This is a genomic window from Vibrio sp. 10N.261.51.A4, assembly GCF_041471945.1.
GTDB lineage: Bacteria > Pseudomonadota > Gammaproteobacteria > Enterobacterales > Vibrionaceae > Vibrio > Vibrio crassostreae_C.
Genome location: NZ_JBFRPJ010000052.1, coordinates 143,726 through 157,805 on the forward strand (window position 1 = coordinate 143,726; position 14,080 = coordinate 157,805).

Consider the following 14,080-nt stretch of genomic DNA (forward strand, 5'->3'; position numbering starts at 1 on the left):
GCTCAGGTAGAGCCTTATTGAGGTGATATGGTCGGTTCTTTGGGGCTGTTTAGTTTGGTTTTTGTTGCTGTACTCAGCAGCGTTATTGGTGTGCATTCGTTTTACCAAATGCTAAATAAACGGACGCAAAATCTAGGTTTAATCCGCAGTTTCTCTCTTTTAAGTGCGCTGTTTTCTCTCACTTCTGTCGCATTGCTTGGCTATGCCTTTGTCAGTGATGACTTCTCTATCTTATACGTCGCTGATCATTCAAATACTCAATTACCCTCATTTTTTAAGCTCGCAGCCGTATGGGCAGGTCATGAAGGTTCCTTGTTATTTTGGGTACTGACGATCAGCGTCTGGTCTGGCGTTATCGCCTTACAAAAACACTATTCGGATGAATACCAAAGTCGTGTGTTGTGGGTCATGAACCTACTGCTCGCGATATTTGCTTGGTTCACCTTGTTCGCATCAAACCCATTTGAAATGAACACGACATTGCCGCTAGAAGGGCGTGACCTTAACCCAATGCTGCAAGACGTTGGTTTGATATTCCATCCGCCTCTGTTGTATTTGGGTTATGTTGGTTTCTCTGTGGTCTTGGCATTTGCTGTGGCCGCTTTGCTGGTGGATCCGATTGAGTTCGATTGGGTCGCTCATTGTCGCAGTTGTTGTTTGGTCGCTTGGATCTTTTTAACCGCAGGGATCATTCTTGGTTCTTGGTGGGCATACTACGAGTTAGGGTGGGGTGGTTGGTGGTTCTGGGACCCGGTAGAAAATGCCAGCCTATTACCTTGGCTAACATCAACCGCTCTATTGCACAGTTTGGGTGTTGCTAAAGGCAAGCAACAGTTGCTGAAGTGGTCACTTAGCCTTGCTTTCATTACGTTTTGTTTAAGTATCCTCGGTACTTTTATTGTTCGATCTGGCGTCCTCACTTCCGTTCATGCTTTTGCTGTTGACCCAACCAAAGGTATCGCGCTGTTGCTGATACTGGTTTTGGTGTTAGTGAGTTCGTTTTCTCTTCTTATTGTTCGTGGTGAATCTTTCGAGTCGAATCCAATCACTAGCTTTGCGAGTAAAAGTTTTTTGAGTTTAGTGGCGGTACTTATATTTGTACTGGGTACGGCGGTGGTGGTGTTTGGTACCTTCTACCCAATGGTTTTTGAATTACTTGGCCTTGGAAATATCTCTGTGGGCGCACCTTACTTTAATCTTCTTATTGCGCCATTGGCTCTGCTTGCGATGGGAGTGATAGGGTTAGCGCCATTGCTCAGTATCAAACCTCAAGCGTCGAAAGGTGTGATTGGAATTATTGCCTTATTGTCTCTCTGTCTTGGCTTTGTAACTTATGTTTTGCAAGTTGAAGCGATCCAAGTGATGGTGCTGATGACATGGTCACTCGCGTTTTGGGTTTTACTCACTCATGTTTATGGCTTAGTGGTGACGCGCAGCTCCAAGTTCCAACGCAAAGTCTGGGTGATGACCTTTGCTCATGTCGGGGTTGCAGTACTCGCTGTAGGTGCTGCAATGAATAGCTATCACTCATTTGAGCGCAGCTATAAACTAAGCCCGGGCGTAGAAGTAGAGTTCATGGATTGGACGCTTTCTCATCGTGATACTGAGCTTTATGTCGCCTCAAATTTTACCGCAGAGAAGGCGATACTAAACTTAGATACTGGTGAGAAAAGCTTTACCATCGCGCCAGAAAGAAGACACTACCAAGTTCGAGTCATGAACATGAGTGAGCCTGCAATGAAGTGGTTCTGGCATGGAGATGTTTATATCACCATGGGCGAGAAAGTCGATTCCACCGCTTATGCGTTTCGAGTGCAATACAAGGCGTATGCGCGCTGGATCTGGTTTGGTGGGTTGTTTTCCATTCTTGGCGCTTTACTCTCATTGACTCATCGTAAAAAGAAAACCGTTAAGGCGTCACAGTATGCATACCAGCGTTCGTAACAAGCTCATCACGTTAATTATCTCGGCATTAACGGTGGTGTTGGGTTTTGCCTTTGCGCTCAATAATAAGCAGCAATCGACGATTGTGTCGGAGCAAAAAAGGGCATTCCCAGAATTCATATCTACTGCGTTAGCGAATAGTGAAGGCATCAGTAGTAAGCAGGAAATTACGTTGGCTGATGTCACTCAGCATCCTTATCAACTGGTTAATGTATGGGCTTCGTGGTGCGGTATATGTAAAACTGAGCACGCTTTTTTGCTCAAACTTCATGATAAAGGTATTCCAATTGTTGGGCTCAATTATCGAGATAACTCCGGGGCAGCGATCAATGTGTTATCGAGCGATGGCAATCCGTACTCAACGGTGATCAGTGATCCTCAAGGTAAGCTAGCGTTAGAACTCGGCGTAATTGGTACTCCTGAAACGTATCTGGTCGACGCTGACGGCCAAATCATTAAGAAGTTACTGGGCGTGATCAACGAATCAGTGTGGCAAGAAGAACTTGCGATGTATTTTGATGGTGCGAATGGATGATGAAGCCTTTAATACAAGCACTCGTTGTGCTGTCTACGCTTATGGTTATTAGTTTTCCGACTTTGGCAGAAGATCTGTTTACAGCCAGTAATAAGGACACGAGTATTCAAGTTGAACTGTTTGAGTTTGAAAACCCAGAACAACAGCAGCGCGCTATTACATTGGCAAAAACCCTACGTTGCCCGCAATGCCAGAATCAAAACCTGATTGAGTCGAACTCTCCAATTGCAAAAGACTTACGCCTCGTTGTATTCAATATGGTGAAAGCAGGGAAGAGTAATAATGAGATTACTCAATATATGACGGAAAGGTTCGGTGAATTTGTGCTCTATAAACCAGCAATGAGTGTTTCCAACTTATTACTTTGGCTACTTCCGAGCGTATTATTTCTCTTATTTATATATCTATCAGTAAAAAGTGTTAGAAAGAGCTCATAAAAATTATGTATTACTGTTTACCAATTGACCTGTATTTTGTAACATTAAAGGATTATAAAGGCTAAGCACTGTTATATAAGGATGTATCTGTGGATAACGTAATCTCAAATTTAAAGAAAGAGTTCCATACTCGTGTCCGATCTGACAAATGGGCAGAAAAATACAGTGCAAAGTCGAGCATTTCTACGCTTACTCAAGAAGAGTTAAACGAATTAGAGAACGCTTGGGTTCAGCTTGTCATCTGGAAGCAAACTCAAGTAAGTTGATCGTTCTGTAAAAAATCGTAGCTTTAGCCGCAACTGATTAATTTATAACCCCATGTTGGTCATTCCAATGTGGGGTTTTTTCTTACCTGAAAAATTATTGTTATAATATAACAATTAGTGCATGGTCGACCTTGAAAAAAATTGTTAACAGCCTCATAGTGTCTATCATTAGATAGTTAGCTACAAAATATTGCCTAGACATATAATGTAGTGTTGTTAAATACATCGAATTTTCAAGTGAGTATAGCTATGGCGGAAGTGCGTGCCAGAATAGATTTCAAAGTAGGGGTAACAAGCAGTATTGATGCTGAACTTCTGTCTTTTCATGGATTGAAAACAGATAAAGAGCATGTTGCTGTGATATTTAAATCAGCAGACAAGACACAAGACATACCTCTTGTTCGTATGCACTCTGAGTGCCTGACTGGTGATGTTTTCCATTCCTCTCGCTGTGACTGTGGCGAGCAGCTAGACGAAACCATTAGAATTATGGGTGAGACGGGTGGAGTGATTCTTTACTTACGCCAAGAAGGTCGTGGTATTGGTTTATACAATAAAATCGATGCATACCGCCTGCAAAGTGAAGGTATGAACACTTACGAAGCCAATAACCATCTAGGTTTCGGTGATGATTTGCGTGATTTTACTGAAGCGGCAGAAATGCTTCGTGCTTTAGGAACCACAAAAATTCGCCTAGTCACTAACAACCCAAAGAAAATCAATGAGCTGAAATCTTTTGGTATTGAGATTGAAGAAGTGGTGAACACCTCTGCTCATGTTAAGTCGGGTAATGAAAGCTACCTGAAGGCAAAAGTCTCACACGGTAAGCATAATCTGGATATCTGATTAGCCTCTTTGTTGCGTTTAACATAAAAATGTTTAAAGACCTCACATATGTGAGGTTTTTTTGTATTTATCTTGCAATAAAATTGTAAGTTTGTATTATTCCAATCCGTAGTGCAAATGATAATGGTTTGCACTATTACTACGAATAATAATTTAAAGCTCAACAAGGATGCTTCATGACTATTAAATCTTTAGTGACAAAAGCCGTAACTTCGTCACTCCTTTTTGCCTCTGCTTCTTCTTTCGCAGCAGTAACTCAAGATCAAGTTGTAGAACATTACGCAGATATTGCTCATGCCGTGTTTGCAGATTCAGTAATTACAGCAAAAGCGTTGAACTCTTCTATTGATACCTTCTTAGCTTCTCCTTCTGCTGGCAATTTCGAACAAGTAAAACAAGCTTGGCTTGAGTCTCGCGTACCTTACCAACAGTCAGAAGTATTCCGCTTTGGTAACGTTGTTGTTGACGATTGGGAAGGCCAATTGAACGCATGGCCACTTGATGAAGGCCTAATCGATTACGTTTCGACTGATTACCAATATGAGCTTGGTAACGAAGGCGCTAGCGCAAACATCGTTGCTAATAAAACTTTCCAAATTGGTCAGACAACGGTAGACGCAACCAACATTACTCCAGAACTAATTGCAGATCTCAACGAGATCGGTGGCTCTGAAGCAAACGTAGCGTCTGGCTACCACGCGATTGAATTCCTACTTTGGGGCCAAGATTTAAACGGTACAAACAGCGGTGCAGGTGAGCGTGCTTACACTGATTTCGTTGTTGGCGCTGAGTGTACTAACGGCAACTGTGACCGTCGTGGCGCATACCTAAAAGCATCTGCTGAGCTACTTATCCAAGACCTAGAATGGATGGAAAAGCAGTGGGCTGAAGGCGAGAAAGGCAACTACCGTCAAGAGCTTCTTTCAGAATCTAGCGAGAATGGTCTTCGTAAAATGCTGTTTGGCATGGGTTCACTGTCTCTAGGTGAGCTAGCGGGTGAGCGTATGAAGGTTGCACTAGAAGCAAACTCTACTGAAGACGAGCACGATTGTTTCTCTGATAACACGCACAACTCTCACTACTACAACGAGCAAGGCATCTACAACGTTTACACGGGTCTATACAAGCGTGAAGACGGTACTCTGCTTTCCGGCCCAAGCTTGTTCGACCTAGTAGAGCAAAAAGATGAGCAAGCTGCGAAAGAGATTCAAAAGCAGTTTGACCTAGCACGTGCACAAGTAGGCGAATTAGTAACGTCTGCAGAGAAAAACAACCAGCACTTCGATCAGCTAATCGCTGCTGACAACGCTGCGGGTAATGCACTAGTAAACAAAACAATTGTTGCGCTAGTGTCTCAAACAGCGGCTATTGAGCGTGCTGCGGGTGTGATTGGCATTGATAGCCTAAACCCAGACACAGCGGATCACGAGTTCTAAGAACCCGAGCCGACACAAATGTAAGGGCTCTGATTGAGCCCTTAATTGTTTGATCCTCAAGAAAGCCACACCCACATAAAAACTAAAATCAAAAACACAGCAAGGCAATGTATGAAGTCGTATCTCTCAGCCTCACTATTAACCGCACTGTTTTTCGTATCTCCATTACACGCTCATGAAACCTACTCTGGCGGCAAAACGACCGTGAAGAAAGAAGGAGCGAACGCTTTTTCCCTTCCCGCAGCCAATCTACCAATGAGTAAGCGCTTGGATTTCAGCGTAGGTAATAGCTTCTTTAGAAACCCTTGGGTTCCTGCACCGTCATCAACCGATGCTCGTGATGGGTTAGGACCACTATTTAATACTAACGGCTGTCAAAACTGCCACATCAAAGATGGTCGTGGTCACGCGCCAGAAGAAGGAGATGAGAACGCAGTATCCATGTTGGTTCGTTTAAGCATTCCGGCTGAAACGCCTGAGCAGCGACAAGCCTTCATTCGAGATGGTGGAATTCCAGAGCCGACGTACGGCGGTCAGCTACAAGATTTTGCGCTTCAAGGTGTAAAACCAGAGGGCAAAGTGAACATTAGCTACACGGATGTTCCTGTTGAATTCAAAGACGGCACCGTCGTTACTCTGCGTAAACCCACTTTAAATATTACTGAACTTGCTTTCGGCGAGATGCATCCTAAGACCGAGTTTTCAGCTCGAGTGGCGCCGCCAATGATTGGTCTTGGTTTGCTTGAAAGTATCCCACAAGAAACGATTCTTGGATTTGCAGAGCAGCAATTGGCAGACAAACAAGGTATTTCAGGTAAAGCCAACTATGTTCTTGATGTTCAAACCAATGAAATGGCGCTAGGTCGTTTCGGTTGGAAAGCCGGGCAGCCAAACTTAATGCAGCAAAACGCGGCGGCATTTAACGGTGACTTAGGCCTGACAAGCAGCTTATTTCCGAATGAAAACTGCACATCAGCGCAATCAACCTGTGATGATTTTCCAAATGGTGGCGAGCCAGAAGTCAGTGACAACATCTTAGATTTTGTTGAGTTCTATTCGCAGCATCTCGCGGTACCTGTTCGTCGTAATGTCGATAACCCAGCGGTTGTTCAAGGTAAAAATCTGTTCAAAGAGATTGGTTGTCAAAGCTGTCACCAAGCTGAAATTCGCACAGCAGAACGTGAAGGCTTACCTGCGTTGTCTAAACAGCTAATCAGCCCATATACCGATATGTTACTGCACGATATGGGAGAAGGCTTAGCCGACAATCGCCCAGAGTATCTAGCAAACGGTCAAGAGTGGCGCACCACGCCATTGTGGGGATTAGGCTATACCAAAGAAGTGAATGGTCACACCTTCTTACTTCATGACGGTCGTGCGAGAAATGTTATGGAAGCTGTGCTTTGGCATGGCGGTGAAGCAGAAATGGCGAAACAAAACGTTTTAGATCTTAGTAGCAGCGAGCGTGAAGCACTATTGGCGTTTTTAAACTCGTTATAAGCTGAGTTGAATTCAGTTTAGTTAACGGCTAATGACTTAAGAAAGCCGCTATTAAACCACTTAGCACCGCTGAACTTGTAGCAATACGAGGCCAGCGGTCGTTTCATATTTATTGAACTCATATAATTAAAAGAAAAACTAGGAAGTAAGGTAACAGCATGGCACATAAATTTTTGTTAATGCCCTTGTCGGTATTAATCATGGCAGGCTGCCAGTCATCGGGTGAGCAAACGGCTTCATCTGAGGTTAACGGTGTGTCTTATCAAGCAGACACGACCGACCACATCAGTCGCAGTGTCTATCAACAAGAGTTTGATTCAGCGGTGCTATTCGCGAAGCAATCGAGCGAATTAGAAGCTCTGATGCAAGGTTACTGTGAAACGGATAACGTTGAGTTAGACGCTTTGAAAGATCAATGGCAGATCACAATGAACAGCTGGATGGCACTACAAGGCCAAGAAAGAGGTCCAACAGCAGCGCTTGAAGAGAGCTGGAATGTTCAATTCTGGCCAGACAAAAAGAACACGACGGGTCTTAAGATGCGTCAGTTAACTCAGCAGAACAAAGCTTGGACTCAAGACGAAATCGCGCAGCAGAGTGTGACGGTTCAAGGGCTAGGTGCGTTGGAGTGGTCTCTGTACGACGAGCAATCTCCATTACTGCAAGACAAAGCGTCTGGTTGTCTATCTTCACAAGCGATCGCACAAAACTTGGCAATGAAATCGGCCTCTATTGCTGAGGCATGGCAGGTTAACCCTTGGTTAGCGCTAGACGAGACTCGTTGGGAGTCTGAATACATCGCTTTATTGACCAACCAACTTGATTACAGCATGAAAAAGCTGAGTCGCCCGATGGCGAAAATTGGTCATCCGCGTCCTTACTTCTCAGAATCATGGCGTGCACAAACCTCGATGACTCAACTAAAAGCCAATGTAGCAGCACTTCAGAATTTGTACCTTGCCGGTGGCAATGGCCTAGACGGCTTGTTGAGAGAGAAGGGCTTAAACGACCTAGCTGATAGCGTTGCTGACCAGTTCACATTGACGCTAGATACTTGGCCTACAGACTCAAGCTTGTTTGAGTTATTGCAGAGCAAAGAGGGCTACCGCGAGGTGCTGACTCAATACAACAAACTAGAACGTTTGAAGTACCTGATTCATGAAGAAGTGGCGATAGAGCTTGGCGTGGTAATAGGATTTAATGCTACCGATGGTGACTGATACTACACGAAGAACCTTACTGAAAGCAGCACTTGGGTGTGCTGCTGTGCCTGTGCTGCCGTTCGGATGTGCTAGCCGCTCTGGTGCTGTGAGCTCATCTAGTGAGCCTCAATTAATCGGTTGTGCGCTGAATGGGCGAGGTCAATATTCAGCGGTTGTGGCTGACGAATATGGAATGCCATTGAGTCAACTGCCGATCCCAGATCGTGGTCATGGCGTCGCGATTTGCCCAACCTCATCGCATGCGGTGGTTTTTGCTCGTCGTCCTGGTGACTATTTTATGGTGTTTGACTATAAAAACGGTCAGCAGATCAAAATGGTCGTCAAAGGTAACAACCGCCACTTCTATGGTCATGGGGTTTACTCATTAGATGGCAAGTTACTGTATGCCACCGAAGGGAAAACGGACACCAGCCAAGGCGTGATTGGCGTTTACGATGTCGCGCAAGGCTATCGTAAGGTCGAAGAGTTCACTGGTTTCGGTATCGGCCCACATGAAGTGATCATCATGCCGGATGGTAATCTCGCGATCGGCGTTGGTGGCGTTCATACTGATGGTAGAACACCGAAAAACCTCGATTCGATGCTGCCGAGCTTGAGTTATGTTTCTCCTGAAGGTGTGTTACTTGATCAGGTTGAATTGTTGGATAAGAAGCTGAGCATTCGACATTTAGCCCATGATGGTGCTGAAACGATACTTTGTGGCCAGCAATATCGTGGTGAACCAGATGAGTATCCTTCGCTATTGGCGATGCATACTAAAGGCGGCCAGTTTGAATCACTGAACGCAGAGCCTGAGCAATGGGCAAGGTTCAATCACTATATCGCCAGTATTGCGGCGTCAGACGATTGGATTATTGCGACTTCGCCAAGAGGCAATTGCTACGGTATTTGGTCGAAAGAGACCAAAGAATTAGTAGAACTGTCTGCATTATCTGACGCTTCTGGTGCTGTGCTGTTTGATGGTGAGTTTCGATTAAGCTCTGGGGCGGGCAGTGTGGTTAGCCAGCGCAAGCCTTATGAGAAATCAACTCAGCAATCATCGGTCCAGTGGGATAATCACTGGAGTGCAATTTGATTCATAAATCCCTTAAAAAATAACATGCTTACTCCCGTTTCTTTGCCATACTTATGGAATTGTTGGTGACGGAGTTAAGCATGTTAGCAAAATACTTCTGTGGATTATTGGTGTTAGTTTCCGTGCATGCATGGAGCTATGCGAGTTCTGACGAGAGCCGTTTCATTCCGGCGGAATCAGAACTCTCTTTCATGCTTATATATCCAGAGCTCACACAGAGTATCTATCAAGACACTTCTCTGCCTATCCTTTGGGATTCTCCTGAGCTGGTTAAAGCGTTTGAGTTCCAATTGTCGCTTCTTGAACAAGCGCAAATGGCACCACTCTTCGAGCGACAACTCAAGCAAATCCGTCACTATCAATCCCATGCTCAATGGCAAGAGTTGGACATATTACTTACCGATACTTTTATCTACTACCTGAGCTACGTTGAAAATGCGCCGCTTGCCGGTAAAGATTGGTACTTCTCGGGCAAGTTGCATTCCAAATTACCTGCGCCTTCTCCGCATATTCTGATGAGCTTAAAAAGCAGCGTTGCCAATGATTACTTATTGGAGATGGTGTTGTCTTACGCGCCGCCTGTTGGGGATTTTGACCAATTCAAAGCAACCTATTCGGTGTTAGAAACCGCCTCTGAACTCAATATTGAACGATATAGACAGAAAGGTTTGAAGCGCTTGGGTGACGAGCTTTCAGACAAGACGGTTCTTGTTGAGCGCATTGCTTTGGTTGGTGTTGATACCTCGATGATCGCGGTCGATTTTCCCAAGTTCGATCGAGATCTGCAAAAGGCGATTAAATCTTTCCAACGCATGCACGGTCTTACGGATGATGGGATCATCGGGCCAGACACGATCAAATGGATCAATATGGGCTTTGATGATCGATTAACCTCATTGGCTCTGAATGCTGAACGTGTTCGTTTGTGGCCAAGAGACCGAGATTCTCTCATCGTCGTTAACGTGCCGAGTTTTGACATGAAGTACTGGGAAGATGGCGAAGAGGTGTTTGAGTCTAAAGTCGTCGTGGGAAGAAAATCGCGAAAAACACCGCTTTTAGAGATAAACCTAGATTCTGTCATTCTAAACCCGACTTGGAATGTGCCATGGAAAATCATGGTCAAAGACATACTGCCTAAAGTAAAAGCGGACGAAAGCTACCTTGAAACGAACAACTTCCAAGTGATTGACGGTTGGCGTTCAATGGAAACGGTCGACACCACAGAGATCGATTGGCAGACAATCAACTTCAGTTCGTTTCCATATCGGATGCGTCAGCAGGCTGGCTCGCGAAATGCATTAGGTTTGTATAAGTTCAACACACCTAATAAGCGAGCCATTTACCTGCACGATACACCAAGTAAAGGCCTGTTTAATGACGACTTCCGTGCTTATAGCTCAGGTTGCATACGTGTTGAACACGCAGAAGAACTGGCTGAGTTATTGTTTGCCACTAAGGTAAGGAAAGTCCCGAACCAAAATGCTGACCTCGCTCCGAATACTAAGGTTCCCCTCAAGAAGCGGATTCCAGTGCATATCATCTATCAAACCGTGTTGTTTGAAGAGGGCGGCATACAATACCGCGGTGATATCTACCAATATGATAAAGAGGGCGGTTGATTGAAATATGGTCAAGAAAGGTGATCTTGACTGAAAAATGACAACCAAGCTTCTATTGATAAAATTATAATGAGTATCAATAACTAACCGTGCAAAGGTTACAAATACTAACGTTTTGCACGGTTTTTGTACGTTGACGCAGCAAATTCCATTATGTATCGTGCATTTTTCGTTCGATCTAATTGGTTTTTTTGCTGTATGTCTCAAAGTTTATTTTCACGCCGTCAGTTTCTGACTTACGCTGGTGGTACTGCTGTAGTCGCCTCTCTTACTCCTTCTATCGCTTTCGCTTCATACCCGGATCAACCAAGAACGATTAGAATGAACAATCTTCACACTGGTGAACGATTAGAGACTTGTTATTTCGATGGCACTAACTATGTTGGTGACGAGATGGCACGCCTTAGCAAACTGTGCCGTGACTTCCGCCGCAATGAGATTCATCCAATGGATAAGAACCTGTTTGATCAGATCACTCAGATTCAAAATGTACTGGGTATTCAAAAAGAAGTTCAAATCATCTCTGGCTACCGCTCTCCAGCAACCAACGAAGCGTTGCGCTCTAAGTCGAGTGGTGTCGCTAAAAAGAGCTATCACATGCTTGGTAAAGCGATCGATTTTCGTATCGATGGTGTTGATTTAAAGGAACTGAGAGACGTAGCTAAAAGTCTGCAAGCAGGTGGTGTTGGTTATTACGCTCGTAGTAACTTCATCCACATTGATACTGGTCCAGTTCGCAGCTGGTAGAGCTAAGCTGAGTTATTGAGTGATACGGTAGGCACTTGTCAAAGTAGACATCCAATGTCATAGTTTGCCCAAATTTCAGTTTGTTCTAATAATTCGGTTTATTGCTGCTCAGTTTGTTGCTGTTTAGTTTGTTATTGTTGGGTTTGTTGCCAATAACATAGCGATATTCGAGTTGTTCACCAGATTCGCTCTTTAAGGTTTGTATATGTCTCTTAAGTATCAAGTTGTACCTGTTACCTCTTTTTCTCAGAACTGCTCGATTGTGTGGTGTGATGAAACCATGGAAGGCATCGTTGTCGATCCGGGCGGTGATGTTCAACAACTCGCGGCTATCATTGAAGAACTCGGTGTTAAGGTTGTGAACTTGGTACTGACGCACGGTCACTTAGATCATGTTGGCGGTACGGTACCACTTGCTGAGATCTTGAAGGTTGAAATTGTGGGCCCGCATAAGGCAGACAACTTCTGGCTACAAGGTCTAGAGAATCAAAGTCAGATGTTTGGTTTCCCACTGTGTAAAGCTTTTGAACCAAACACTTGGTTAGAAGAGGGCGACAAAGTCACTTTTGGTAATCAAGTGATTGATGTGATTCACACGCCGGGCCACACGCCAGGTCACGTTGTACTGTTCAGTGAGCAAGCTCGTTTAGCGTTTGTGGGTGATGTGTTGTTTAACGGCGCAATTGGCCGTACTGACTTCCCACAAGGTGACTTCAATACGCTTATCGCTTCAATCAAGACTAAGCTTTGGCCACTAGGCAGTGACGTAACATTCGTTCCGGGCCATGGTCCTGAATCGACATTCGGTCGCGAGCGTGCATCAAACCCGTTCGTCGCAGATGAAATGCCTCTGTACTAATTAAATCTTTGATTTTACAACCGATTATTTGTGTCGATTGATTGAAAATGAAGCTTAGCTTTTGTCCTGAAAGCTAAGCTTTTTTATTGTGTGTGAACTTACTGGTAAACCTTAATCAGAAAGACGTTCAGCGGCAGCCAAGTAGCGTCGAGCCAGCCCCACAAACTCTTCTCCACTCATATTCAAATCATGGGTTGATATGAAAATGTCATAACCGTGGAAGCCCCTTTGATATTTCATTCTGTTGGCAAGCATCGCCTGCAATCCAGAATAGTTTTTAATCACCGCGTTTGGACTGTTTGTCTCATTCGGTGAATCAAGGTTGTCCTGTGATTGGTTATCGTTGAAATTTACGTTGTCGGTATTCTGCGACTCTTTGTATTGGCTTAGTTCGACACAGCCACTTTCAGTACAACGCGCATGGTAATGCGATGAGTCGAGAACCATATCCTCAAAGTTGGACTCTTTGCCTGCTTGTTTGGCTCCTAAGTACAAAAGTGCTCGTTGGCTGAGCAATAATTCACAAGTTATTTTAGGGCAAATCGAATCGAGGTAGGGCGAGTAATCTTTTACTTTAATTCCGACCCAGGGCAGAGGTTGATGCCAACCATCTTGTTCATAAGTGCAAAGACCAATTTTTTGGATGTTACTCCATTTTAAAACCCAACCCCCTTTGTAAAAGTGCTGCTGAAAATGAGTCGGGGTAAGTGTGAACATCACTCGGCTGCGCAGCATCAAATAGTAGCCAGTTCCCAGAAGCGCAATACTGCAAAAAGCACCCACGATCAGTAACTTTGGATTGTCACTGTAGAGCGAAACGATCAAGCAAATGAAGCCTAAAATAATGGCGAGGATACGGTACGAGCGAGTGAATGAAGGCAAAGAGAAATTACTAAGGTGACGAGTGTCCATAGGTAACACCAAGTTTTCATATTTTTGTCTGGATGGATAACCAGTGTATATGACCCTGAATTGATAAGTCGATGTTTAAATAATAGACGCTAGTAGACAATATCGGTATTTTTCGTCGACTTTCGACGCTTCACTCTACAAATAGCTCCTGTTTTTTGGTATAAATCGCGCTTCAAATTTTCACCACTGCGAAAAGAGCAGTGAACTGGAGAAATATTCAATGAGACTTGCTCATAAGCGTAAGGTGCAGGCTAAACTGCAGAAACGCACTAAAGCGGCTGTAGTTAAAGCAGTGGCAACGCCGAAAAAAGCGAAGCCTGTCGCAGAGAAAGTTGTAGCAGAAAAAACTGTAGCAGCAAAACCAGCGGTAGAGAAAGCAGTAGCAGCAACTAAAGAAGTTGCAGTAGCACTGACTCCTAAGCAACAACAAGTTCTAGACATCGTTGTTAGCAATGCTGAAGGCATTAACCCTAAAGGTATCGGCCTAGAAGCTGGTCAAGAAGACGCGAAAGCAGCTTCATGGGCAACAGGCGCATTGAAAAAACTTCTTGAAGAAAACCTAGTAGCGAAAGAGCAGCTAGCAGGTAACAAGGTTATCTACAAAGCTATCTAATCCTGTGGGATTACATTCGCTTCGTTAAGTTTTTAAGCCTCGATTTTCGAGGCTTTTTTGTATCTGGC

General features: G+C 44.3%; 14 protein-coding genes. 13 read left to right on the forward strand and 1 reads right to left on the reverse strand.

Features of this window, described 5'->3' with window-relative positions; genetic code table 11:
* Positions 1-27: 27 nt before the first annotated feature.
* From AB4384_RS12890 to AB4384_RS12945, 12 genes are all read left to right on the forward strand, one after another.
* A complete protein-coding gene (locus AB4384_RS12890) occupies positions 28-1,944 on the forward strand; it encodes a heme lyase CcmF/NrfE family subunit (protein WP_372129639.1) in 1,917 nt (638 codons plus the stop codon).
* Positions 1,925-2,479, forward strand: coding sequence for a DsbE family thiol:disulfide interchange protein (locus AB4384_RS12895; RefSeq protein ID WP_102548927.1), 555 nt, complete (start codon positions 1,925-1,927; stop codon positions 2,477-2,479). The genes AB4384_RS12890 and AB4384_RS12895 overlap by 20 nt, the downstream gene beginning before the upstream one ends.
* Complete coding sequence (gene nrfF, locus AB4384_RS12900) at positions 2,476-2,916, forward strand: heme lyase NrfEFG subunit NrfF (RefSeq protein WP_004733377.1); 441 nt, start codon at positions 2,476-2,478, stop codon at positions 2,914-2,916. The genes AB4384_RS12895 and nrfF overlap by 4 nt, the downstream gene beginning before the upstream one ends.
* A gap of 89 nt (positions 2,917-3,005) precedes the next feature.
* On the forward strand, positions 3,006-3,182 hold the full coding sequence (locus tag AB4384_RS12905) for a hypothetical protein (protein WP_004733378.1): 177 nt from the start codon (positions 3,006-3,008) through the stop codon (positions 3,180-3,182).
* 249 nt (positions 3,183-3,431) lie between these two features.
* On the forward strand, positions 3,432-4,028 hold the full coding sequence (ribA, locus tag AB4384_RS12910; RefSeq protein ID WP_004733379.1) for a GTP cyclohydrolase II: 597 nt from the start codon (positions 3,432-3,434) through the stop codon (positions 4,026-4,028).
* 176 nt (positions 4,029-4,204) lie between these two features.
* Positions 4,205-5,464, forward strand: coding sequence for an imelysin family protein (locus AB4384_RS12915; protein ID WP_372129640.1), 1,260 nt, complete (start codon positions 4,205-4,207; stop codon positions 5,462-5,464).
* 111 nt (positions 5,465-5,575) lie between these two features.
* Positions 5,576-6,964 carry a di-heme oxidoredictase family protein gene (locus AB4384_RS12920; protein WP_372129641.1) on the forward strand — a complete coding sequence of 463 codons (1,389 nt, stop codon included), beginning with the start codon at positions 5,576-5,578 and terminating at the stop codon, positions 6,962-6,964.
* 158 nt (positions 6,965-7,122) lie between these two features.
* Positions 7,123-8,184 (forward strand): imelysin family protein, encoded by a 1,062-nt coding sequence (locus tag AB4384_RS12925; protein ID WP_102398212.1) that lies wholly within the window; start codon positions 7,123-7,125, stop codon positions 8,182-8,184.
* Positions 8,174-9,262, forward strand: coding sequence for a DUF1513 domain-containing protein (locus AB4384_RS12930; protein ID WP_372129642.1), 1,089 nt, complete (start codon positions 8,174-8,176; stop codon positions 9,260-9,262). Before AB4384_RS12925 ends, AB4384_RS12930 begins: the two co-directional genes overlap by 11 nt.
* A gap of 80 nt (positions 9,263-9,342) precedes the next feature.
* A complete protein-coding gene (locus tag AB4384_RS12935) occupies positions 9,343-10,881 on the forward strand; it encodes a murein L,D-transpeptidase (protein ID WP_372129643.1) in 1,539 nt (512 codons plus the stop codon).
* Positions 10,882-11,079: 198 nt separating this feature from the next.
* Positions 11,080-11,628, forward strand: coding sequence for a YcbK family protein (locus AB4384_RS12940; RefSeq protein ID WP_017066830.1), 549 nt, complete (start codon positions 11,080-11,082; stop codon positions 11,626-11,628).
* Positions 11,629-11,833: 205 nt separating this feature from the next.
* Positions 11,834-12,487 (forward strand): MBL fold metallo-hydrolase, encoded by a 654-nt coding sequence (locus tag AB4384_RS12945; RefSeq protein ID WP_017060954.1) that lies wholly within the window; start codon positions 11,834-11,836, stop codon positions 12,485-12,487.
* Positions 12,488-12,598: 111 nt separating this feature from the next.
* Here the strand turns inward: AB4384_RS12945 and AB4384_RS12950 are convergent, their stop codons facing one another.
* Entirely contained in the window at positions 12,599-13,399 is an 801-nt protein-coding gene (locus AB4384_RS12950) for a DUF2982 domain-containing protein (protein WP_017060955.1), read from the reverse strand.
* A 220-nt stretch (positions 13,400-13,619) separates the two neighbouring features.
* On the opposite strand from AB4384_RS12950, the gene AB4384_RS12955 reads away from it, so the two are divergent.
* Positions 13,620-14,012, forward strand: a complete 393-nt coding sequence (locus tag AB4384_RS12955) for a hypothetical protein (protein WP_017060956.1) — start codon at positions 13,620-13,622, stop codon at positions 14,010-14,012.
* The last annotated feature ends 68 nt before the right edge of the window (positions 14,013-14,080 follow it).